The sequence below is a fragment of the Streptomyces daqingensis genome (genome assembly GCF_014645895.1).
Classification (GTDB): Bacteria; Actinomycetota; Actinomycetes; order Streptomycetales; family Streptomycetaceae; genus Streptomyces; species Streptomyces daqingensis.
This window is the reverse complement of sequence record NZ_BMMP01000003.1, coordinates 65787-88184: the sequence shown is the minus strand read 5'-3', so window position 1 is coordinate 88184 and position 22398 is coordinate 65787. Positions and strand designations below refer to the sequence as shown.

The window sequence follows — 22398 nt, the reverse complement described above, 5'->3', positions numbered from 1 at the left end:
CCGACGCCCCTGAAGAAGCCGAACGTCCGTCCACCCGCCCGGAGGAGGTGCCGGTGGGAGGTGAACGGACGTACGCGGCAGGGCCGTTACCCGGTCATTCGAAGACCACCAGGGCGCGTCCGCCGCGGCCCGCCAGCATCGCGCCGAAGGCGGCGGGGATGCCGTCCAGGCCGATGCGTTCGGTGACCAGGGCCCCCAGATCGAGCCGTCCCTCACGTACGTGTTCCGCGAGTACCGGCACGTCCTGGGCGGGGTCGCAGTTTCCGTAGACGCAGCCCGAGAGCGTGCGGGCGAAGTGGAAGATCTCCAACGCGGAGAACTGCACCTGCTGTTCCTTGCCCCCGATGCCGACGACGCTCGTACGGCCGCCGCGGCGCGTCGAGTTCCAGGCCGCGCGGATGGTCTCGCCCCGTCCCACGCATTCGACCGCGACGTCCGCGCCGAATCCCCCGGTGAGCCGCCGTATCTCCTTCGCCGTCGTGTCGGAGGCGATCAGGTACTCGTCCGCGCCCGCCCTGCGCGCCAGTTCCTCCTTCTCCGGTGAGACGTCGACGGCCACGACCGTTCCGGCCCCGGCCAGCTTCGCGGACTGGACGGTGGCGAGGCCGACGCCGCCGATCCCGAAGACCGCCACCGACTCTCCGGCGCGTACGCGCGCGCTGTGGTGCACCGCGCCGTACCCGGTCAGGACGGCGCAGCCGAGGAGTGCGGCGTCCGCGAGGGGGACGCCTCCGGGGAGCGGCAGCAGCGCGTTCTCCGCTACGACGGTCTCCTCCGCGAAGACGGCCGCGCCCAGGCCGGGGTAGAGGTCCTCGCCGCCGGAGGTGCGGGCGTAGGGCACGGTGGTCCCGGCGTTCGCGTTCACGCACAGCCACGGCTCGGAGAGCCGGGCGCAGAAGTGGCATTCCCCGCACGACGGCGCCCAGTTGAGGATCACGCGGTCGCCCGGCGAGCAGCTCTCCACGCCGTCGCCGACCGCGGCGACCGTGCCGGCCCCCTCGTGTCCGAGCACCGCCGGCACGGGCTGCCGCAGCGTGCCGTTGGACAGGGACAGGTCCGAGTGGCACACGCCGGCTGCGGCGAGGCGGACCCGCACCTGCCCCGGACCGGGCTCGGGCAGGTCGATCTCGGTGATGTCGAGGGGGGCTCCGACTGCGGGGAGTACGGCGGCGCGGACCATGAGGGTGCTCCTGGCGTGAGGTTGGGCTCGGGCAGACGGCGAACAGGGAGACGGGCCGGCGGGCGGGACGGGTGCGGACCGGGCGGCGGAGGGACGGACCGCCGAAGTACGGGCGGTCTTCAGGGAGTCGGGCGGACGGGCCGGGCGCACCCGCCCGGCTCCCCTACAGCTGCAGCGACTTGGTCTGCAGGTACTCCCCCAGGCCGTACTTGCCCAGCTCCCGGCCGACTCCGGACTGCTTGTAACCGCCGAAGGGAGCCATCGGGTTGAAGCGCCCGCCGTTGATGTCCACCTGTCCGGTCTCGAGGCGGCGGGCGAAGGCGACGGCCTCCTCCTCGTCCTCCGACCAGACGGCGCCGGCCAGCCCGTAGACGGTGCCGTTGGCGATCCGGAGGGCGTCCTCGGCGTCCTCGTACTTCAGGATCGAGAGCACCGGCCCGAAGATCTCCTCCTGCGCGATGGCCATGTCCGGCGTCACTCCGGCGAAGACGGTGGGCCGTACGTAGCAGCCCCGCTCGAAGCCCTCCGGGGCGTCCGGTCCTCCGGCGACGAGCTCCGCACCGTCCTCGACGCCCCGCGCGATGTAGCCGCTGACCCGGTCGCGCTGCTTGGCGTTGACGACCGGCCCGACGCGCGTCTTCTCGTCCGCGGGGTCGCCCGGGACGTACTTGGCGACGGCCGCGGCGGCGAGCCGCACGGCCTCGTCGTAGTGGGCGGCGTCGACGAGCATCCGCGTCCAGGCGCTGCACGTCTGGCCCGAGTTGGCCATCACGTTGGCGACGCCCACCTTGACGGCCCTGGCCAGGTCGGCGCCGGGGAGAATGACGTTGGCCGACTTGCCGCCCAGTTCGAGCGCCACGTTCTTGACCGCCCCGCCCGCGGCGGCGCCGATGCGCCGGCCCACGGCGGTGGACCCGGTGAACGACACGAGGTCGACGTCCTCGTGCTCCGCCAGGGCCTGCCCGGCCACGGGGCCGAGCCCCGTGACGAGGTTGAACACTCCCGCGGGCACGCCCGCTTCGTGCACGGCCTCGGCGAACAGCTGGGCGACGAGCGGGGTGTCCTCCGCCGGCTTGAGCACCACGGTGCACCCGGCGGCGAGGGCCGGAGCGACCTTGGCGACGATCTGGTGGAGCGGGTAGTTCCACGGCGTGATGGCGCCGACCACGCCGACGGGCTCGTGGAAGACACGGGAGTTCCCGATCTTCTCCTCGAAGGCGTACCCGGCCGCCAGTTCCGCGTATCCAGCGCAGACGGCGACCGGCACGGCCGCGTGCACGGCGTGCGAGAAGCCGATGGGAGAGCCGAGTTCGGCGGTGACGGTCTCGGCGATCTCCTCCCGGCGCGCCTCCAGCGCGGCGTGGAGCGCGCCGAGACGGGCCGCGCGTTCGGAGGGCGGGGTCGTGGACCATGCCGGGAACGCCGCGCGCGCAGCCGCCACCGCGGCCGCCACGTCGTCCGCGTCTCCGGCGGGGACGGTGGCGATGAGCGAACCGTCGGCGGGGTTGGTCACCTCGATCGTGCCGGGCCCTGCCGCGGGCCGCCATGCGCCGTCGATGTACATGCCGTCGTGTGCCTGCATGGACCCAAACTAGCGCCGCTAGTTTGAGGTGTCAGCAGGGCGTCACGTGCCGTAGCTCACGTGCGGACGGGGCGCGGCGCGGCGGGCAGCGTACGTCCGGACGTCGGGCAGGCCGCTCAGCCGGTGCGCGCCCCGGCGTCCGCGCCGCTCCGCTCGCTCCCGTCCCCGTCCGCCGCGCCGGGCGCCGGCAGAGACGGGGCGGGCGCCCTCGTCGTCGCAGCAGTGACGGCCGCGCCCAGCAGCAGCGCCCCGAGCAGCACGAAAGGCGTTGCCGCACCGGCGGCTCCGGCGAGCAGCCCGGCCCCGGCGGGTGCCCCGACCTGACCCAGCCGGTTGCCCGTAAGCCGCAGCGCCAGCGCCGTGGAACGTGCCCGGTCCGGGGCGGCCTGCACGACCGTGCTCATGGTCAGCGGCTGGCCCACTCCGAGTCCGAAACCCAGTACCAGCAGCGCGAATGCGAGGCCCCACACGGGCATGGGGACGGCGAGCAGGGCGCACAGCAGGCCCGCGGTCACGCAGCTGGCGACCAGCAGCATCTGCCTGCCCAGCCAGGCCGTCATCACCGGCAGGGCCACGCGCGAGGCGACGGACGCGGCGGCCCGCAGGCTCAGCAGCACGCCGACGACGCCCGGGGCGATGCCCCGCTCCTCGCCCAGCACGGGCAGGTAGGCGGTGAGCACGTCCGTCGTGGAGAGCACGGCGAGAGAGGTGAGGATGCCCGCGGGAACTCCGCGCGCCCGCAGGATGCGCACCACCGGCACCGGGCTGCCGCTCTCCGCGGGCCCGCCGGCCCGCCCCTCTCCGCGGCGGCCTGGCCGGCCGCCCTCACGGGCGGCCCGGGGCGCCTCGATCCTCCAGAGCGTCGCGTACGCGCAGACGCTCGACGCACCCGCGGCGAACAGCGCCACCGCGCTGCTGTGGCCGCTCGTCCAGCCGGAGGCCCCGCCGCCCACCAGCCAGCCCGAGAGGACCGGTCCCGCGAGCTGGCCCATCGAGCCGCCGATGGTGAAGTAGCTGAAGTTGCGGTCGTGTTCGTGCGGTGCGCTCTGCCGCGCCACCAGGGACTGGGCACCGATCACGAACACCAGGTGCCCGAGGCCCAGCAGCGCGCTCCAGGCCGCCAGCAGCGGCAGCGAGGGCGCCGTCCCGGCCAGCACGCATCCTGCTGCGATCAGTGCGACGCCGACCGGGAGCAGCGGCCCGCACCGGGCCCGGTCCGTACGCCGGCCCAGCGGTACGGCGGCGGCGAGGGGAAGCAGCGCGAAGGCCGCCGTGATGACGCCGACGGCACCGGCGTCCGCGCCGAGTCCGAGCGCGTGGTACGAGACGGCGGGCCGCCCCATGCACACCGCGCCCTGCGCGAAGGCGAAGGAGACGACCAGCCTCAGCAGCCAGCGGCCGGGCGCGCCGCGGGCACCTGCGTCGGCGCCCGTCCCCCGGCTGCTGCCGCTTGCGCCGGTGCCGCTGGAGCCGGTCACGTGCTCCCAGCCTCCGTGCTCCCTGCCTCCGGTGGTGTCCCGGGAGCCCGGACCGCCGCGGCGCGAGCCCCTTCCTCGTCCCCGGCCGTCCCGGCAGCGGCCCCGGCGCCTGCCCCGGCGGCAGCCCCAGGGCCGGGGCCGGTGGCGGCCGCGACCCGCACGGGGAAGCCGTTGAGCACGGCCGTCCCCGACAGGGGGTCGAGCACCGTCCCGTCGAGAAGCTGGTTGACGTTCACGCCGGGGTCGGCAGCGGCCACCCGCATCCGCGTGCCCGGCCGGTCGTGGCCCCAGCCGTGGGGGAGGCTCACGACGCCGGTGCGTACGGCGCCGGTCACCTCGACCGGGACGGTCACCTCTCCCCCGGCGCCGGTGACGCGCGCGAGGGCGCCGTCCTCCAGCCCGAGGCGGTCGGCGTCCGCCGGATTGACCTGCAGGAGGCACCGGTTGGTGCCGCCGCGCAGCGAACTGACGTTGTGCATCCAGCTGTTGTTCGACCTCAGATGGCGCCGTCCCACCATGACGAGGCTCTCCGGCGAAGCCCGGCGCCTCAGCGCCTCGCGCAGCCGGGCGACGTCCTGCGCCAGCGGCGCGGGACACAGCTCGACAGTTCCCGACGGGGTGCGCAGCACCTCGGGGAGGCGTGAGCGCAGCGGCCCGAGGTCGATGCCGTGGGGATGCGCGAGGACCTTCTCCAGCGACAGGCCGCCGGGACGGGCCCCGAAGCCCTCCCCGTACGGGCCGAGCCGCAGCATCATGTCCAGCCGCCGCTCCGCGCCGTCGCGCCCGGTCAACTCGGCGGCGAGCAGCGCGGGTTCGCGGCCGTGGACCGGTGAGCCGGGATCGGCCGCCGCCTTGCGCAGCGTCCGCTCGACGACCGCGGCGTCCACCGACTCCGGCTCCGCGCCGGGCTGCCCGCCGAGGCAGAGCAGGAGCCGCGCCATGATCTCGCTCTCGGTCTTCTCGCCGTCGCCGGGTTCCACGACGGCCCGGGTGTAGCGGACCTGGTTGCGCACGGGCAGCGCGTTGAAGGCGAAGTCGAAGTGCGCGGTACGGCTGGGCCGGGCGGGCGGCAGCACGACATGCGCGTGGCGTGTGGTCTCGTTCAAGTACGGGTCGAGGCTGACCATGAACTCCAGTCGCCCCAGCGCCTGTTCGAGCCCCTCGCCGTCGGGTGCGGAGAGCACCGGGTTGCCCGCGACGGTGATCAGCGCCCGCACCTGCCCCTCCCCCGGCGTGGTGATCTCCTCCGCGAGCGCAGCGGCGGGCAGCTCGGACTTGGCCTCCGGATGCCCGCTCACCCTGCTGCGCCAGCGCCCCAGCTCGAATCCCTTGCCCTGTCCGGAGGTTCGCGGGGGGCGAGCGGTCGCCGAGAGGGGGAACATGGCGCCGCCCGCCCGGTCGAGGTTGCCGGTGAGGGCGTTGACGACGTCCACCAGCCAGTTCGTGAGCGTCCCGAACTCCACGGTGGACGAGCCGATCCGCCCGTAGACGGCGGCGCTCGGTGCGCGGGCGACCTCCCGCGCGAGGGAGCGGATCTCGTCGGCCGCCACGTCGCACGCGCCTTCCACGGCTTCCGGCGTGAAGTCGGCGGCGAGCGCCCGTACTTCGTCGACGCCGCTGAGATGCCCGGCGAGCGGGCCGGCGTCCACCAGGTCCTCGTCGAAGAGCACTTGGACCATGGCCATCAGCAGGAACGCGTCGCTTCCGGGGCGGACGGCCAGATGCCGGTCGGCGAGTCTCGCCGTACGGGTGCGCCGCGGGTCGACGACGGTCAGACGGCCGCCGCGGCGCCGCAGCCTCTTCAGCCGGCCGGGGAAGTCGGGGACGGTGGCGAGCGAGCCGTTGGACTCGACCGGGTTGGCGCCGAGGATCAGCAGATGGTCCGTGCGGTCCACGTCGGGCACGGGGATGGCCTGCGGGTCTCCGAAGAGCAGCCCGCAGGAGACGTGCTTCGGCATCTGGTCGAGGGTGCTGGCCGTGTAGAAGTTGCGGGTGCGCAGCGCGGCGAGGAGCAGGGGCGGGTAGAGCGCTCCGGCCATGGTGTGGACGTTGGGGTTCCCCAGGTAGAGGGCCACGGCGTCCGGGTTCCCGCCGGCGAGCACGGCGCCGAGCCCGTCGGCCGCGGCTGCGAACGCCTCCTCCCAGCTCGCCTCGGCGAGGACGCCGTTCGCGTCGCGTACGAGCGGTCTCGTCAACCGGTCCGGGTCCGCGTCGAGTTCGCCGAAGGTGGCGCCCTTGGGGCAGACGAAGCCCTGGCTGAAGACGTCCTCCCGGTCGCCCCGCGCACCGGTGATCCGGCCTTGGCTGACCGTGACGGACAGGCCGCAGGTCGCCTCGCACAGGGGGCAGATGCGCAGGGCCGTGACCGCCCCGGCGGGGTCGTGGCCCGCCTCGGCTTCCTGTTCGGACGGACCGTTCGACGGGTCGCTCACCCCGGGTGTGCCGGTCGCGGACATCGCACTCCCTCTCACGGTGGTGTCACTCCGTGCCACGCACTGTAAGGCCTGTTCCGGCGCCCTTCACAGGGCGCTTCACGGACCTGCCGGAGAACGTGACGGGGATCGTGGCCACCGCAACGGTCCGGTACGCGCGGACGCCGGCAGGGCGAACTCGCCGCGACGAGGCGTGATTGACGCGGCGAGCGGGCATTCCTATGGTCATGCGCAGGAATACAGGGGGATCGATGAGCGGCGGGAGCGTGTGATGGGCCTCGGCACCGGTCTGAGCAGCGGAACCAGCGACCAGGACGGCCGGCACGGACAGGACGGCGCCGATCCCGGGCACGGCCGGGACCGTGAACGGGCACGCAAGACCGCGGAAGGCCTGACGTACCTGTCCGGCTTCGGCAACGAGCACAGCAGCGAATCCGTGCCCGGGGCGCTCCCCGTGGGCCGCAACTCGCCGCAGCGCGCACCGCTCGGCCTCTACGCGGAGCAGCTGAGCGGCACGGCGTTCACCGAGCCCCGCGCCGGCAACCGCCGCTCGTGGCTCTACCGCATCCGGCCCTCCGCGGCCCACCCCCGGTTCGAGCGCGTCGGCAACGGAAGCTGGCGCAGCGGACCCTTCACCGAGGCGGTGCCCGACCCCAACCGGCTGCGCTGGAACCCGCTTCCGGACCCGCCGCAGGGCACGGACTTCGTCGACGGCGTGTGGACCCTGGGCGGCAACGGTGACGTGGCGCAGCGCTCCGGCATGGCGGTCCACCTCTACGCCGCGAACGCCCCGATGACGGACCGGGTGCTGTGCGACTCCGACGGAGAGCTGCTGATCGTCCCGGAACGCGGCGGCCTGCTGCTGCGCACGGAGTTCGGGCTGCTCAGCGCGGAACCCGGCCACGTCGCGCTGATCCCGCGCGGGGTGCGTTTCAGCGTCGAGCTGCTGGAGGAGTCCGCCCGCGGGTATGTCTGCGAGAACTACGGGCAGCCCTTCGTCCTCCCCGAACTCGGCCCCATCGGCGCCAACGGCCTGGCCAACCCGAGGGACTTCATGGCCCCCGTCGCCTCCTTCGACGAGCAGGAGGCGGACCGCCCCGTCCAGGTGATCAACAAGTTCTGCGGCAACCTCTGGGCCGCCGACTACGGCCACTCGCCGCTGGACGTCGTCGCCTGGCACGGAAACCACGTCCCGTACGTCTACGACCTGCGGCGCTTCAACGTGATGGGCACCATCAGCTACGACCACCCGGACCCGTCCATCTTCACTGTGCTCACGTCTCCGTCGGACACCCCCGGTCTCGCGGGCGTCGATTTCGTGGTCTTCGCGCCGCGCTGGCTGGTGGGTGAGGACACCTTCCGTCCGCCCTACTTCCACCGGAACGTGATGAGCGAGTACATGGGCCTCATCGAGGGCGCCTACGACGCGAAGGCCGAGGGGTTCGTGCCGGGAGGCGGCTCGCTGCACAACATGATGTCCGCGCACGGACCGGACCGCGAGACGTTCGAGCGGGCCAGCGCCGCCGAGTTGAAGCCGCAGAAGATCGACGACGGCCTGGCGTTCATGTTCGAGACCCGCTGGCCCGTCCTCCCCACCGCGCAGGCCCTCGAGGCGGACCACCGGCAGTCCCGTTACGACGAGGTGTGGCAGGGTCTGCAGCGCAACTTCCGTCCTTGACCCGCACCGAGGCGGGGCCGGTCCGCGTCCGCGGCCGGAGCACCCCCGGAGGGCACCGTGACCGTCTTCGCTCCCGACTCGCTGGAACTCAACCGCAAGCTGCCGCTGTGGTACCAGGTTTCGCAGTCGCTGCGCGCCTCCATACTCGGCCGCCCGCCGGAGGCTCCGCTGCGCCTGCCGACGGAGGAGCGGCTCGCCCAGCACTACGGAGTCAGCGTCCTGACGATGCGTCAGGCGCTGAAGGAGCTGGAGAACGAGGGGCTGATCTCCCGGCACAGGAGGCGCGGCACGTTCATCGAGCCCGACGCCCGCAGGTCCCGGCCGGTCCGGCTGCTGGGCTCGGTGGACACCATCGTGGCCCAGCAGTCCGGGGAGCGTACGACGCTGCTCGGCCACGGCCCGGAGGACGTGCCGTCCGAACTGGCCGAATACTTCCCGCAGATCGCGCGGACGACCTCCTACCGCAGGCTCCGGCACGACCCGGACACCGGTGAGGCGACGAACTGGGCCCAGAACTTCATCCACCCGGGAACCGCTCCGCGCGTCGATCCCGCGGACCTCGAACGCGGCTGGCCGATGACGAAGGTACTCCGGGACCGTGCCGGCGTACGGATCAGCAGGATCACCGACACCGTCGAGGCGCGCCTGGCCGACCCCGAGACGGCGCGCCTCCTCGAAGTGCCCCTGCTCAGCCCGATCATGCACTACACGGGGGTCACCTACGACCAGGACGGCGTGGTCGTGGACGTCGCCCTGATCCACTACCGCGGGGACCGCTTCTCCTTCTCGGTGACCGTGGAAGCCCAGCTCGGCAACTGAACGCCCGCGCAACGGAGTCGGCACCGCTCCGGACGACGGGTGCGGGTCACCCGTGACGGCTGTCGGCCCGCGCTCGTAGCATCGAGCGGTGAGCGCAGACCGGCCCGGCCCCGAGGACGCACCTCTCGACGCACCCCTGCTCGACGAGGTGATGCCCTGGTCCGTGCCGCCGCTGCGACTGGGCAGGACCTGGGTCCGCGCGCCCGATCCGGCCTGGCTGAGGGCCCGTTGGACGGCGCTGACGCGCACCGAGGACGAAGGCGAGCGCGCGGCGCTCTTCGAGGCGAGCCGCTCGCGCACGCTGCGCAGCGCCGTCGCGCCGCTGCCCGGCCGTCCCGCGCCGGAACACCTCCTCGCACACGAACGGGGAGGCTGCCCGGCGCCGGTACAGGTGCTCCACGGCCCGTACGACCAGCAGTGGCTGATCCCGGACAACCGCCTCATCGACGGCGCACGCGCCCAGTTGTGGAGGGTGAGCGACGCTCACCAGACGCATCTCGTCGAGACCGGTCACGATGCGGGCCGGTCCGGACCGCTGCTCGCCTTCACGGCCCTGCTGCCCGACGGCCACACCCCCGCGGGCCGGCCCGGCCGCATCCGGCCCCTCCACCGGCGCCCCGGCGGCCTCGAACCCAACGTCCTGCCCGGGCTGCTGGACCACCTCACGAGCCGGCTCGGCGTCGCAGTGGAGGCGGAGGACCTGCTGGCGTGGATCGCCTCCGCCGTACGCGCGGGACCTGAAGGCCGGGCCGTCCCGCTGACTTCGGACGCCGCCCTGTGGGAGCGGGGCGTGTCCCTGGGCCGGCGGGCACTGTGGATCCACACCCGGGGAGCACGCTGTGGGCCGGGGAGCGGCGGAACGGCCGGGCCCCGGCTGCCGGGGGGCCAACGTCCGTACGTCCGCGCCCCGTTGCCGGCCGTCTGCGAGCCGGAGGACGTGGCCTACGACACCGGGGAGCGGGTCCTGCGGGTGGGCGAGGGGCGGGTGGGCCCCGTGGACCCGGCGGCGTGGGAGTTCGAGACCGGCGGGGTGAGGGTGGTCGAGGAGTGGTTCTCGCAACGCGCCCGGCCCTCGGCCCCGGGGACTCTGGAGGCGCTGCGGCCACGAGGACGGCCGCAGGAGTGGGCGTCGGAACTGCTGGAGCTGCTCACGGTGCTGACGATGCTGGCCCGGCTGCGGACCGGGCAACGGGACCTGGCCCGGCGGCTGGAGGAGGGGACGCTCAGGGCGGCGAGAACAGCCGCGGAGGGAGCCGGTCCGGGCGTCGGACGGGCGGAGCTGGAGAAGGCGGGACTACTGCCGCCGCCTGCGGCGGCCCGCCGCCCTGCCTCCGTGCTCGATCTCGCCGAAGAAGGGCCCGGAGGCCAACTCGCGCTGCTGTGAAGGCAGTCGCGGGCGCGGGAGGCGCCGTCTGCGGGGGCCGCTGAACGGGGCCCGGGCGAACGAACTGGGACGGCAGCCGTACGACGGCCACCGTCCCGGAGCGCAGGGGAGGTCTGGAAAGCTCTCTCAGCCGCGCCCACCGAACAACGTCCGGCGCAGCTTGCGCAGCGGTGCGAACAGCGAGACGCGCGCACTCCGGCTCGTGCTCCGGTGCCGCGCGGCGTCACGCCGCGTGATCTCACGCATCAGCGTCGTCGCCTCTTCCGTCTGGCGCTGCGGCACGGCGGGACCCGCGAGCACAGACAGATGCCGGTCGAGACGCGAACTCGTCGCGCCCGTACCGCATTTGATCGCAGGCACTCGCGCCCTGCCGCTCACTGTTATCTGTTCCATGACACTCCCCACCCGTACGAGGGCACTCGGCCCGGGCAGAGTAACCCTATCGCCCGACCGCTACTCGCGTGTATCCCGGTCACAGGATTCACCTGCCCCACAACGGAGTTGACGAACACCGCACGCGGCACCCGAGTCCGATCGGTCCCGCTCCGGCTGCCTTTCGGCGCAGTCCCGGGGCAGGCGCCGAACCGCCCCGAAACCTGCGTGCGCATGCGCCGGTCTTGCCGGATCATGGCATTCATGTCAGTCGACCGCCGCCCGGCGCACCCCGGCACCGACAGTAGCGAGGCGACCGCCGTACCGGCCTCTCCCGAGGCAGCCCTTCCGGTACGGCTCAACTTCGGCCATACGGATTCACCGTCCGACGTCATCGACGCGCTGCTCCTCGGCCGCTTCACCAGCGGCGAGCAGCCGTTCTCGCGCAGCCACTCCGTCAGCCGCGTCAAGAAGGGCCGGACGCTGCTGCCCCCGGGGGCGACCGTGCTGCGCGAGGCACGGGCCGACGGGCAGCACGCCGTCCTCGCCGAGGGCGAGGGCTGGACGGCCGCGGTCTCCCGCTGGAACCAGGGAGCGGACGTCACGCTGACCGCCGTGAGCGACGAACTGGCGGAGAAGCGCCTCAAGGAGGCCGTCGACGGGGCGGAGGACGAACCGGAACCGCAGTCGGACAAGGTGTCGATGGGGTTCTGGTACCACTCCCCGATGCGCGGCCCCCGCCGCTCCACCCGGTCGATCACGGCGGCGACGTGGAAGGAGGTCCGCCCCAACTACACGGCACGGGTGGCGGACGCCATGGACTCCCTGATGGAGATCACGCCCGACGCGATCTCCGGGCGGCTGCTCCTCCTGCACGGCCCGCCCGGCACCGGCAAGACCTCCGCGCTGCGCACGCTCGCCCGCGCGTGGCGGGAATGGTGCCAGGTCGACTGCGTCCTGGACCCGGAGCACCTGTTCAACAACATCGGCTACCTGATGGACATCGCCATCGGCGCCGACGACTCGGAGGCCGAACAGCAGCGCTGGCGGCTCCTTCTGCTGGAGGACTGCGACGAGTTGATCCGCGGCGAGGCCAAGCACGCGGCGGGCCAGGCCCTCTCGCGGCTGCTCAACCTGACGGACGGGCTGCTCGGCCAGGGACGCAACGTCCTCGTGGGCGTCACGACCAACGAGGACCTGGAGCGCCTGCATCCGGCGGTGGTGCGCCCCGGACGCTGCCTCGCGCGTATCGAGGTCGGCGCGCTGGAGCGCGAGGAGGCCGTCGAATGGCTCGGCACCCCGGAGGGCGTAGGGCGCGAAGGGGCCACGCTCGCGGAGCTGTTCGCGCTGCGCAACGGCGTCTCCCCCGCGTCGGTGCGGCCCACCGACGCGGCGGGCCCCGGCCTCTATCTCTGACAGGTGGTCAGTGACGGGATATCTCCCACAGGTATCCACGGCAGGCGGCCGCGCCCGCCAGGTGTCGACATGCGGACATGTCGTCGGCACCTCCGGCCGGCGCTCCGCCCCGTCCGCGCAGGCTGAGGCAGCAGCCGGCCGGCTCACGCGAAGGCGCCGCGCGGGTCGGACGACGCGGGGAGTGGGGCCAGCGCGCCGTACGTGCCGTACGTGCCGGCGATAACGAGTCGTGTGATGTCGGTGCCCGCTGCAAGAATCGCCGCATGGTCGATAACGTCGCGGAACTCGTGGAGCGCTCGGCGCGGGGTGAGCGCTTCAAGTACCTCTACTTCTGGGGACATCAGCCGCTCCGGGACGGTGGTGTCGGCAAGGGCTGCCTGAGCCAGTGGTGGCCGGCCCCCTTCACGGCCGAAGGCGTCGAGTACGCCACGGCAGAGCACTGGATGATGGCCCGGAAGGCCCGCCTCTTCGGGGACGCCGAGGCGGAGCGCCGGGCCGTCGCGGCCCCCGGCCCGCGGCAGGCGAAAGCAGTGGGGCGCAAGGTGAAGGACTTCGACCAGGATGTGTGGGAGCGCGAGCGCTACGGCATCGTCGTCGAGGGCAACGCGCGGAAGTTCGAGCACCACGCCGAACTGCGCGAGTACCTGCTGGGCACCAACAGCCGCGTCCTGGTGGAGGCGAGCCCGCTGGACCGGGTGTGGGGCGTGGGCCTGCCGGCCGACGACGAGCGGGTCCGTGACCCCGCGCAGTGGCGGGGGCTCAACCTGCTGGGCTTCGCGCTGATGGAGGCGCGCACGAGGCTCCTCACACGGACGACGTCGCAGTCCTCGCCTTCCTGACACCCGGGGCGGGGGCGCCGGCGGACGGGCAGGCAGGATCGCGCGGGCCGCCTGCCCGGGACTACCACGCGCCGCCGTGACGGGTAGGCCTGTGCAGGCGGCGCCGCCTCCGACTGCCCGCGAGCGCAGCGCAGTTGAGCGGCGTTTCGCACCCTTTTCGCCTTCCGTGGCGGTACAACCCTTCAGCGGCTTCACATGTCTGATGGGGCGACAGTACATATACGGGGGAAAGGTCCCGACATGCGCATGCAGCCATCCAGTCCGGCCCTGGCCGGCACGCTCGCGGCCGTGGCCGCTCTCGGCATCACGCTGGCCGCGAGCGGCCCGGGAGCCGCCGCGGAACCGGCGAAGAAGACCCGGGCGCCCGGCTTCCTCGCACCCGGAGACCTGCCTCCGCACTCCTCCTCGGCCTGGTTCGCGGGGAAGGTCACGGCGGGCCTGCCCGAGCAGCCGTTCTGCGTCGACGGCGCACTGCCCTCAGCGGGCAGCCATCACCGCGAGTACCACACGGAGCTGGACACCAGCGCCACGCAGATCAGCGTCGTCGCCCGGAACGCGGCGGCCGCGGCGAAGCTGACCCGCTCCCTGGAGAGGAAGGTCGCCGCCTGCGCTGCGGACTGGCTCCGGGAGACTCCGGGCGGCACGGCGTCCTGGCAGAGGTACGGCAAGGTGGCGGCCGGCGACGGCGCCCGCGTCTACGGGGTGCATGTCTCGATGCCCGAGTCCGAGCCGAGCGTGCACCTCTTCGGCGTCGGCCGCGACGGGAGGACCGTCACCGTCGTCCGCTGGGGCGAGATGGGCGACCTCGGGCAGGCCCCCGTCCCCGCTTTCAAGCAGACGACGAAGACCGCCGTCGGGAAGCTCAACTGATCTGCGGCAGGCGGGAGTTGTGAACCCTGGCGGTCGCCCTGCGCACCGCGCCGCCGGGGCTCCCCGCTCGGGCCTGCCCGTCGCGTACCGGGGGCTCCTCGCCGGGTCCGGGTCCGGGTCCGGGTTCCGGCCCCGTCAGTCGTACGTCGCGCGCAGGGCGTCCTCGACGGCGGCGAGCGCCGCACCGCGGTCCAGGCCGAGGCGCCGCACCCGCCGTACGTACGATTCCGCCGCCTCCGCCGCCTCCCTGGCCGCCGCGTCCCCGGCTGCCGCGACGAACGTGCCGTGCCGCCCGCGCGTCTCGATGACGCCGTCGGACTCCAGCGCGCGGTAGGCCTTGGCGACGGTGTTCGCCGCGAGACCCAGCTCCTCGGCGAGGCCGCGCACCGTCGGAAGCTTGTAGCCCGTGGGCAGCTTGCCGCCGCGTGCCTGATCGGAGATCTGCGAGCGGAGCTGCTCGTAGGGGGCGTCGGACGCTTCGGGGTCGATGGCGATCTGCAACGGCACGTGGTCTCCGGATCTGTCGGGGCGGGCGACGGCGAAGGGCGGCGCGGCCACGCAAGGCGGCCGGCGGCAGCGCGGTGCCGATTCTCCCCCAGGCGGCCGGGGCCCGGGATGCGGCCACCCCGCCGCGGCCGGCCTGCCGACCGGAGGCGCCGTGGGCGGTGCCGTACGGAGTGGCGTCGTATGGGCCGCGCCGTGCGGGCCCGGCCTCAGAGCGCCGCGCGGTTGCCGGTGTCCACAGGCTGGTTGTTGTGGATGCCTCTCTGGGCGTGCCCCTTGACCTGGTCGGCCGTGAGGGCGTAGCCGGTCCCCGCGTCACTGGTCGAGCGGGCGAAGATGACGCCGAGCACCTTGCCGTCCTTGCTCAGCAAGGGGCCCCCGGAGTTGCCCGGACGGACGGTGGAGCGGATCGCGTAGATGTCGCGCGTACTGAGGTTGTCGCCGTAGATGTCCTGGCCCTGCGCCGTCACCCGCTGCGCCACGGCAGCGGCCCGCAGGTCGAGGCTTCCGTTCTGCGGGTAGCCCGCGACGACGCCCGGCGCGCCGCGGGAGGCGTCGCCCGCGAACTCCAGCGCTGGCGCCTGCAGTCCTGGTACGGCGAGGACGGCCACGTCGGTCGCGGAGTCGAAGACCACGACCCGCGCCTCGTACCGCGTGCCGACGCCGCCCACGCGCACTGTCGGTTCGTCGACACCGGCGACGACGTGCGCATTGGTCATCACGTGCTGGCTTTTGTAGACGAAGCCGCTGCCTTCCTGCCCGCGCGCCCCTCCGTCGACGTTGGCCACGCCCTCGACCTTGACGGTGCTGCGCTTGGCCGCCTCGGTCGCCGCCCGCGTGACGGAGTCACCCGAGGGTTTCGCGACCGTGGCCCCCGGTTCGTTCTCGAAGGGGTTGAAGACAGGGGGGAACCCGGCGGTGGCCAGCGCTCCCGCGGCGTCGTTGAACCATGTGGAGGCCTGGTCCGGCATGCGGTCCTGCACCATGCCGAGGATCTGGGAGCTGCGGATCTCCTGGTTGAGCACGGGCGAGGGCGAGACGGCGAGGGCGCTCGCAGCGACCCAGCCGACGACGAGGACCGCGGCCGTGTTCACGGCCACTCCCCCGGCCCCGTCGGCCCAGCGCACCGGCGTCCAGCTCATGGAGCTGCGCAGGCGCCACCCCAGCGGGGAGGCCACGGCCTGACCCACGGCGGCGGGTACGAGCACGGTCAGCAGCGCCACGACCGTCGCCTCGGTGGTGCCGGGCGCGACCTTCTTCAGGACGAACGGCAGGAGCCACACGCCGACGACGGCCCCGCCCACGAATCCGGCGAGCGAGACGCAGCCGGCGACGAGCCCGCGCTGGTAGCCGGAGACGGAGAAGACCACTACCGCGAGCAGCAGCAACACATCCAGCAGGTTCACCGTGCACCCCTTCCGCCCACTCGCCCGGCCTGCCCGCGTCCGCTCCCTTCCGGCGCACGCGCCTGCGATTGTGCCCTGACCGCCCTTGCGCTTTCCCTATGTTGTTGAACACAACGCCGAACAGCGCGCGGTTGGTTCCAGAACCGGACACATTCGGGACGTTTCGCGGCGGGTCACGGCAACCGCACCACTGACGCTCAATCGCCCCTTTCGTCACCCCGGTCCGACCCGGAGGCCGCCGCCTCCCCGTCGGGATCGAGGCGGCGGGCGACCCGCCCCAGCCCTTCCGCGAGAAGGTTCAGCTCCGCGTCGTCGAGCACGTCGATCAGGGCCTCCCGCACGGCTGCGACATGGCCCGGCGCGGCCCCCTCCAGCACGCGCCGGCCCTCGTCCGTGAGCACGGCGTAGACACCGCGCACGTCGGTGGGGCAGGAGCGGCGGCGCACGAGGCCGCGCTTCTCCAGCCGGCCGACCTGGTACGTGAGGCCGCTCTTGGAGGTGACCACGCTACGGGCGAGTTCGGTCATGCGGATCTCCCCGCCGGGGGCCTCGCCGAGGTGGACGAGGATCTCGTACTGCGGGTGGGAGAGGCCGCTGCCCTCCTTGAGCTGCTGCTCCAGGTGATGCCCGACCCGGTTGCTCGCCAGCAGGAAACCCTGCCAGGCGGCCATCTCGCGCGCGTCCAGCCACCGGGGTTCGCTCATGGAGCCATCCTAGGGTTGTTCAAATTCGAATCAAAGCGTAGGGTCGAAAGCGTCGAGTTCAAATTTGAACTATCACGGACCAGGGAGTTACACGGGATGACATCCCCTCAGACCGCCTACAGCGACCCGCCCGCCACCGGCCCGGCCTCCCCGGCCCATGCGGACAGACGCTCCAGCGCGGACACGGAGCACGCCCACGGAGCCGGGCTGCTGGTACTGCGTCTCGCACTCGGCCTGACGATGGCGGCTCACGGCACGCAGAAGCTGCTCGGCTGGTTCGACGGCCCCGGGCTGGAAGGCACAGGTCAGTTCTTCGCCTCCTCCGGTTACCCCGCGCCGGAGGCGATGGCGCTGGTCGCGGCGCTGACGGAGACACTCGGCGGGCTCGCGCTCGCACTGGGACTGCTCACCCCTCTGGCCGGTGCCGCCGTGCTCGGCACGATGCTCAACGCTCTGGCCGTGAAATGGGGCGGCGGCTTCTTCGCACCCGAGGGGGTCGAGTACGAGGTGCTGCTCGCGGCAGGTGCCGCCGCACTCACCCTGACCGGCCCCGGACGCTACGCGGTCGACCGCCTGCTGCCCGCGCTCCGCGCACACCGCCTCTCCCGGGGCGTCGCGGCCCTCGCGCTGGGCGTCGTGACGGCCGCGGCCGTCCTCCTGCTCCGAGGCTGAGGCCCGATGCCCGTCCACCGCACGATCCGGCGCCCCGAGCCCGCCGCATACCGGCCGGGTCACCGTCACCGAGGAGGCTGAACCGCCATGACTCACCCGCCGCACAGCGGCGGCACGCACGACGCGTCCGCCCGCGCCCCCGGAACCGCCGCGCAGACGGACGCGAAAGGCGTCCGGATGCCCGTGCTCTACCTGAGCCACGGCGCGCCGCCGCTGGCCGACGACGCCCTGTGGACGTCCCAACTCGCCGCGTGGAGCGCCCGTTTGCCGCGGCCCGAGGCAGTGCTCATGGTCTCGGCGCACTGGGAGTCCGCTCCCCTGTCCCTCTCCGCGACGCGGACGCTGCCGCTGGTGTACGACTTCTGGGGCTTCCCGGAGCGCTACCGCCAGGTGCGCTATCCGGCGCCCGGCGCTCCCGGACTGGCCGCACGCGTACGGGCGCTGCTCGCCGGCTCCACCGTCCACGAGGACTCCGGACGGGGTCTCGACCACGGGGCGTACGTGCCCCTCGTCGAGATGTACCCGGACGCCGACGTGCCGGTGCTGCAGATGTCGATGCCCACGCTCGACCCCGGGCGGCTGCTCCGGATCGGCCGCAGACTCGCTCCCCTGCGGGACGAGGGGATCCTCATCGTCGGAAGCGGCTTCTTCACGCACAACCTGGACGGCCTGCGGTGGGGAAGCGGCGTCGACGAAGCCCCCGGCTGGTCACGGGAGTTCGACGACTGGGGCCGGGAGAGCCTCGCCCGGGGCGACGTGGACGCCCTGCTCGATTTCGAGCGCAGGGCTCCCGCGGGCCGGATCGCCCATCCGCGCACCGAGCACTTCGCGCCGTTGTTCGTCGCGCTCGGCGCCGGCGAGGACGACATCGGCGGAGCCCGCACCGTCATCGACGGATTCTGGGCCGGACTGGCCAAGCGTTCGGTGCAGTTCGGCGAGACCGCCCCGCCGGTCTCGCCGACGGCGGACGGTGCGGCCCGCCCGGGCGTGGGGACGCCCCTGCTTTAACCGACCGTGAGCCACTCCTTAAGCGGACCATAAGGATGGGCAGTTGAGGGCTCGGACTGCTGAAACAGCAGCTGAGCGGCGCTAACTTGCAAGTGGCCCCGGCCTCCGTGCCCCCACGGGGAGGCCGGGGCCGTATGCGTCAACCCCCCACCTTCAGGAGTCACAAGATGTCTGCTCGTCGTACGGTGGCGCGCATAGCGGCCCTGGGCGCGGCGCCCCTGGCACTCACGATGCTGAGCGCGGTGCCCGCCGGTGCACACGGATCCATGACCGACCCGGTCAGCCGCGTCTCGACGTGTTTCGCGGAGGGCCCCGAGAACCCCCGTTCCGCTGCGTGCAAGGCCGCCGTACAGGCAAGCGGCACCCAGGCGTTCTACGACTGGAACGAGGTCAACATCCCCGACGCGGCGGGCAGGCACAAGGAGATCATTCCCGACGGGAAGCTGTGCAGCGCCGGCCGCGACAAGTACAAGGGCCTCGACCTGCCCCGCACGGACTGGCCGGCCTCCAGGATGAGCGCCGGCACCCACACGTTCTCCTACCAGGCGACGGCGCCGCACAAGGGCTCCTTCGAGCTGTACATCACCAAGTCCGGCTACGACGCCTCCGAGCCGCTGAAGTGGTCGGACCTCGAATCGAAGCCGTTCGCGAAGATCACCGACCCGCAACTGCAGGGCGGCGCCTACACGTTCGAGGGCAAGGTCCCCCAGCGCAGCGGCCGGCACCTCATCTTCTCCGTCTGGCAGCGCTCCGACAGCCCCGAGGCGTTCTACACCTGCTCCGATGTGACGTTCGGCGGCGGCAAGGCCGGCGGCCCCGGCGGCGGCACCCCCACGGCGTCCTCGACGCAGGCGGCGACCGTGCCCGACTCCGGTCAGGTCTCGGAGGGATTCGAGAAGTCGACCGTGGAGAACGAGGGCAGGGGCGGCGGTCACTCCGGAGCCCACGGCCACGGCGCGCACGAGGAAGGCGCCGGCTCCCCTGAGAGCAGCACCTCCCGTCCCGCGGCTCCCGCACCGAAGACGCAACTGGCCGACACGGGCGCCGAGACGCATACCGGCACCATCGCCGCAGCCGGAGGGTCCGTGCTCCTCCTGGGCGGCGCGCTGATGCTGGCCGGTCTCCGCCGCCGGGCAGCCGGCCGTGGCAGGAGCTGACCCGTGCTCGTAAAGTGCGAGTACGAACCGGGCGTACGGGATTCGTACGCGGTCTACGGGACGGGGGACGCCGGATGGAGCCGCTGGGGCCGGCCACGCCGGTGCGGGAAGTCACCTCTGAGGCCGAACTGGTCGAACTGCTGGGCTCTCCGGCCCCCTACGCCGCGCAGAAGGCACGGACCTCGCTGCACGCGGTCGACCGTGAGTGGCTCGCACACTCGCCGCTGTGCCTGATCGCCACTTCGGGGAGCGACGGCACGTGCGACGTCTCCCCGAAGGGCGATCCGCCCGGTTTCGTGAAGGTGCTCGACGACCGCACGGTCGCCATCCCCGACCGGCCCGGCAACAAGCGGCTCGACGGGTTCAGGAACATCCTCGTCAATCCGCACGTGGGCCTCGTCCACCTGCTGCCGGGGCGCGGTGACACCCTGCGGATCAACGGAAGGGCGCGCATCGTGCGCGAGGCGCCGTTCCTGGACTCCATGACGGTCAGGGGCCACCGGCCCGCCGTGGCGCTCGTGGTGGAGATCGAAGAGATCTTCCACCACTGCTCCAAGGCCTTCCTGCGCTCCTCCACATGGGACCCGGGAACCTGGCGGCCGGACGCCCTTCCGGGCAGAGCCCGGATCTCGAAGGCGCTGGAGAGGCCGGACGAGCCGCTGGCGGTACTGGAGGAGCACTACGGCCCCTCGTACGCCGAGAGGCTGTACGAGGGGTAGCCCTTCTCCCGCTCGGTGCTCCGCCCCGGCAGGCGAAAGGCGCCGTCCGATTCCGTACGCGGACGGCCCCGGCGCCCGCCGGGAGCGGATCCTGGCGGACGCCGGGGCCTGCGGAGAGCCGAAGCGGTTTCAGAGCCGAAGCGGTTTCTAGGAGAGGCAGGTCGTCTCGGTGGCGTTCTCCGGGTCGAGGGCGTTGGCCGTCTCGTGCCAGGCCACCCTGTCGGTCAGCGCGATCATGAGGTGCTCGGAGATGTCGGCCGGGCAGAGGTCCTGCACCACGACGTTCTTGACGTCCGGCCCCTCGAGGAACTGCGTCTTGTAGGGCGTGACGACCTCGTCGTACTTCGTGGCGATCACCGTGTACTTCACGCCGGGCACGGTGTCCCCGCCCTCGTTGAGGCGCTTGATGAAGTCCGAGCCCTCCTTCTGCTGCATCAGCGAGGGGCCGAGGTCCTCGATCGCGTCCCCCACCGGCGGGATGAGGTCGACCAGTTTCGTGAGCCCGTTCAGCGTCGTTCCGTGGTTGCTCGGGGCGATACCGACCAGGGCGTTCACCTTGTCGGCGCCGTCGAGGAACTTCAGGTAGTAGCGGGGCATCATGCCGCCCTGCGAGTGGCCCACGATGTCGACCTTGCCGGTACCGGTCGCACCGCGCACCTTCTCGACGAACGCGGCCAGTTGCTCGGCCGACTTCTCTATCGGGCCGAGGCCGTAGATCAGCGGAATGCCGTTGTACTTGCCGTAGTCGAGGGAGAAGACGCAGTAGCCGCGGTTCTTCAAGTACGGGGCGAGACCCAGCCAGTTGTCGACGGCGTTGCCTCCGGTGCCGTGGACGAGGACGACGGGCCGGGGGTGTTCCTTGGAGGGCTTGCAGTCGTAGTCGTTCCAGCCGCCGCCCGCCACCTTCGCCGCGGCGTCCTTCTTGGCGGCGTTCTTCTTCGCGGCTGCCTTCTCGGCGGCGTCCTTCTTCGCTGTCTTGGCTGTGGGAGCGGGGGCGGAGGGCTCCGCCGCCGTGGCACCCGCCGAAGTGACGGGCAGGGCGACAGCGAGGGCGACCACCGCGGCGGCGGCGGGTGTGCGGGCGTGTTTCCAGGACAGCTTCATGCCGTCTCCTCGTGGGGGTGAGGGGGCGTGGCCTCGTGGTGGGGGGCGTGGGGTTACTGGCGGTTGCATGGGGGCCACGGGGGGTGACCTGAGTCACATTGCCGAAGCACCGTCAATTTACGTAGCGGTAACTTGGCAGGGCCATAGGGCTGCTTGTGAAGATTCAGTGACGGCCCCGGGTCCGTGTAGGCTTCCGCGGCACCCATCCACCGGCCGACCAGGAGCGGAAGGACACGCGTGGTTCAGCGGATCACCTCCCGCAACGCCCGTTTCCAGCAGTGGCAGTCGCTGCTGAGCAACAGGAACAAGCGCCAGAGGGCAGGTGAGTTCCTCGTCCAGGGCGTACGGCCCATCAGCGTCGCCGTCCGGCAGGGCTGGCCCGTACGGACGTTGATCCACTCGACCGAGCGCCCGCTGTCACGCTGGGCCGAGGAGCTGCTGCGCGACGTCAGTGCGGAGCGCGTGGCGATGGACCCCCGCCTCCTCGCCGAGCTGGGCGAGAAGAACGAGTCGGCTCCCGAGGTCGTCGCAGCGATGGAGATGCCCCCCGACGACCTCTCCCGCATCGAGGCGGGCGGCGACTTCCTGGGCGTGCTGTTCGACCGGCCCACCGGCCCGGGGAACATCGGGACGGTCATCCGCTCCGCCGACGCCTTCGGTGCGCACGGACTGATCGTCACGGGCCATGCGGCCGACGTCTACGACCCCAAGTCGGTGCGCGCGAGCACCGGTTCGCTCTTCGCGCTGCCCGCCGTCCGCGTTCCCAGCCACCGCGAGGTCCTGCGGTGGCTGGAGGAGAGGCGGGAGCACGGGCTGGGGATCACGGTGGTCGGCACGGACGAGGACGGCGAGGCCGAGCTCTTCGACACGGATCTCACGGGGCCCGTACTGCTGCTGGTCGGGAACGAGACCAAGGGGCTCAGCGCGGCCTGGCGCGAGCTGTGCGACCGCACGGTGCGCATCCCGATGGCGGGGTCGGCCAGTTCGCTGAATGCCGCCGGCGCGGCCACCGCCGTGCTCTACGAGGTCTCCCGCCAGCGCATCGCCGCGGCGCGCGCCGCCGGGCGGAGCTGA

At 72.6% G+C, this 22398-nt stretch carries 20 protein-coding genes; 11 read left to right on the top strand and 9 right to left on the bottom strand.

The window, feature by feature from the left end; translation table 11 throughout:
• Positions 1 to 94: 94 nt before the first annotated feature.
• From IEY56_RS05355 to IEY56_RS05340, 4 genes are all read right to left on the bottom strand, one after another.
• On the bottom strand, positions 95 to 1180 hold the full coding sequence (locus IEY56_RS05355) for a Zn-dependent alcohol dehydrogenase (protein ID WP_189035923.1): 1086 nt from the start codon (positions 1178 to 1180) through the stop codon (positions 95 to 97).
• Positions 1181 to 1343: 163 nt separating this feature from the next.
• The gene (locus IEY56_RS05350; protein ID WP_189035922.1) at positions 1344 to 2762 is read right to left on the bottom strand and encodes an aldehyde dehydrogenase family protein; all 1419 of its coding nucleotides are present in this window, start codon (positions 2760 to 2762) and stop codon (positions 1344 to 1346) included.
• A 116-nt stretch (positions 2763 to 2878) separates the two neighbouring features.
• Positions 2879 to 4153: an MFS transporter gene (locus IEY56_RS05345; protein WP_229711676.1), complete on the bottom strand. Its 1275-nt coding sequence runs from the start codon at positions 4151 to 4153 to the stop codon at positions 2879 to 2881.
• An 83-nt stretch (positions 4154 to 4236) separates the two neighbouring features.
• Positions 4237 to 6696, bottom strand: coding sequence for a molybdopterin-dependent oxidoreductase (locus tag IEY56_RS05340; protein WP_189035921.1), 2460 nt, complete (start codon positions 6694 to 6696; stop codon positions 4237 to 4239).
• A 247-nt stretch (positions 6697 to 6943) separates the two neighbouring features.
• Here IEY56_RS05340 and hmgA point away from each other — a divergent pair, with 247 nt between their 5' ends.
• From hmgA to IEY56_RS05325, 3 genes are all read left to right on the top strand, one after another.
• Positions 6944 to 8350: a homogentisate 1,2-dioxygenase gene (gene hmgA / locus IEY56_RS05335; protein WP_189035920.1), complete on the top strand. Its 1407-nt coding sequence runs from the start codon at positions 6944 to 6946 to the stop codon at positions 8348 to 8350.
• A 57-nt stretch (positions 8351 to 8407) separates the two neighbouring features.
• Positions 8408 to 9169 carry a GntR family transcriptional regulator gene (locus IEY56_RS05330; protein WP_189035919.1) on the top strand — a complete coding sequence of 254 codons (762 nt, stop codon included), beginning with the start codon at positions 8408 to 8410 and terminating at the stop codon, positions 9167 to 9169.
• 151 nt (positions 9170 to 9320) lie between these two features.
• On the top strand, positions 9321 to 10553 hold the full coding sequence (locus IEY56_RS05325; protein ID WP_189036215.1) for a type ISP restriction/modification enzyme: 1233 nt from the start codon (positions 9321 to 9323) through the stop codon (positions 10551 to 10553).
• 126 nt (positions 10554 to 10679) lie between these two features.
• Here IEY56_RS05325 and IEY56_RS05320 read toward each other — a convergent pair whose 3' ends face one another.
• Positions 10680 to 10946, bottom strand: a complete 267-nt coding sequence (locus IEY56_RS05320) for a hypothetical protein (RefSeq protein WP_189035918.1) — start codon at positions 10944 to 10946, stop codon at positions 10680 to 10682.
• A 243-nt stretch (positions 10947 to 11189) separates the two neighbouring features.
• Between IEY56_RS05320 and IEY56_RS05315 the strand changes: the two genes are divergently transcribed.
• The 3 genes from IEY56_RS05315 (at position 11190) to IEY56_RS05305 (ending at position 14050) form a co-directional block, all read left to right on the top strand.
• Entirely contained in the window at positions 11190 to 12341 is a 1152-nt protein-coding gene (locus tag IEY56_RS05315; RefSeq protein WP_189035917.1) for a DUF5925 domain-containing protein, read from the top strand.
• Positions 12342 to 12604: 263 nt separating this feature from the next.
• Positions 12605 to 13180 (top strand): riboflavin biosynthesis intermediates N-glycosidase, encoded by a 576-nt coding sequence (gene ybiA / locus IEY56_RS05310; protein WP_189035916.1) that lies wholly within the window; start codon positions 12605 to 12607, stop codon positions 13178 to 13180.
• Positions 13181 to 13420: 240 nt separating this feature from the next.
• On the top strand, positions 13421 to 14050 hold the full coding sequence (locus IEY56_RS05305; RefSeq protein ID WP_229711629.1) for a hypothetical protein: 630 nt from the start codon (positions 13421 to 13423) through the stop codon (positions 14048 to 14050).
• Positions 14051 to 14185: 135 nt separating this feature from the next.
• Here the strand turns inward: IEY56_RS05305 and IEY56_RS05300 are convergent, their stop codons facing one another.
• The 3 genes from IEY56_RS05300 to IEY56_RS05290 all read right to left on the bottom strand — a co-directional run bounded on the left by IEY56_RS05300 (position 14186) and on the right by IEY56_RS05290 (position 16664).
• The gene (locus IEY56_RS05300) at positions 14186 to 14557 is read right to left on the bottom strand and encodes a GntR family transcriptional regulator (protein ID WP_189035915.1); all 372 of its coding nucleotides are present in this window, start codon (positions 14555 to 14557) and stop codon (positions 14186 to 14188) included.
• A 206-nt stretch (positions 14558 to 14763) separates the two neighbouring features.
• Positions 14764 to 15960 (bottom strand): MarP family serine protease, encoded by a 1197-nt coding sequence (locus IEY56_RS05295; protein WP_189035914.1) that lies wholly within the window; start codon positions 15958 to 15960, stop codon positions 14764 to 14766.
• Positions 15961 to 16157: 197 nt separating this feature from the next.
• Positions 16158 to 16664: a MarR family winged helix-turn-helix transcriptional regulator gene (locus IEY56_RS05290; protein ID WP_189035913.1), complete on the bottom strand. Its 507-nt coding sequence runs from the start codon at positions 16662 to 16664 to the stop codon at positions 16158 to 16160.
• Between the two features lie 96 nt (positions 16665 to 16760).
• Here IEY56_RS05290 and IEY56_RS05285 point away from each other — a divergent pair, with 96 nt between their 5' ends.
• The 4 genes from IEY56_RS05285 (at position 16761) to IEY56_RS05270 (ending at position 20220) form a co-directional block, all read left to right on the top strand.
• Positions 16761 to 17336, top strand: a complete 576-nt coding sequence (locus tag IEY56_RS05285; RefSeq protein WP_189035912.1) for a DoxX family protein — start codon at positions 16761 to 16763, stop codon at positions 17334 to 17336.
• 177 nt (positions 17337 to 17513) lie between these two features.
• Positions 17514 to 18344, top strand: coding sequence for a dioxygenase family protein (locus IEY56_RS05280; protein ID WP_229711675.1), 831 nt, complete (start codon positions 17514 to 17516; stop codon positions 18342 to 18344).
• A gap of 167 nt (positions 18345 to 18511) precedes the next feature.
• Entirely contained in the window at positions 18512 to 19501 is a 990-nt protein-coding gene (locus IEY56_RS05275; protein WP_189035910.1) for a lytic polysaccharide monooxygenase auxiliary activity family 9 protein, read from the top strand.
• A gap of 74 nt (positions 19502 to 19575) precedes the next feature.
• Positions 19576 to 20220 carry a pyridoxamine 5'-phosphate oxidase family protein gene (locus IEY56_RS05270; protein WP_189035909.1) on the top strand — a complete coding sequence of 215 codons (645 nt, stop codon included), beginning with the start codon at positions 19576 to 19578 and terminating at the stop codon, positions 20218 to 20220.
• 147 nt (positions 20221 to 20367) lie between these two features.
• Here the strand turns inward: IEY56_RS05270 and IEY56_RS05265 are convergent, their stop codons facing one another.
• On the bottom strand, positions 20368 to 21324 hold the full coding sequence (locus IEY56_RS05265; RefSeq protein ID WP_189035908.1) for an esterase/lipase family protein: 957 nt from the start codon (positions 21322 to 21324) through the stop codon (positions 20368 to 20370).
• 237 nt (positions 21325 to 21561) lie between these two features.
• Between IEY56_RS05265 and IEY56_RS05260 the strand changes: the two genes are divergently transcribed.
• Positions 21562 to 22398: an RNA methyltransferase gene (locus IEY56_RS05260; RefSeq protein WP_189035907.1), complete on the top strand. Its 837-nt coding sequence runs from the start codon at positions 21562 to 21564 to the stop codon at positions 22396 to 22398.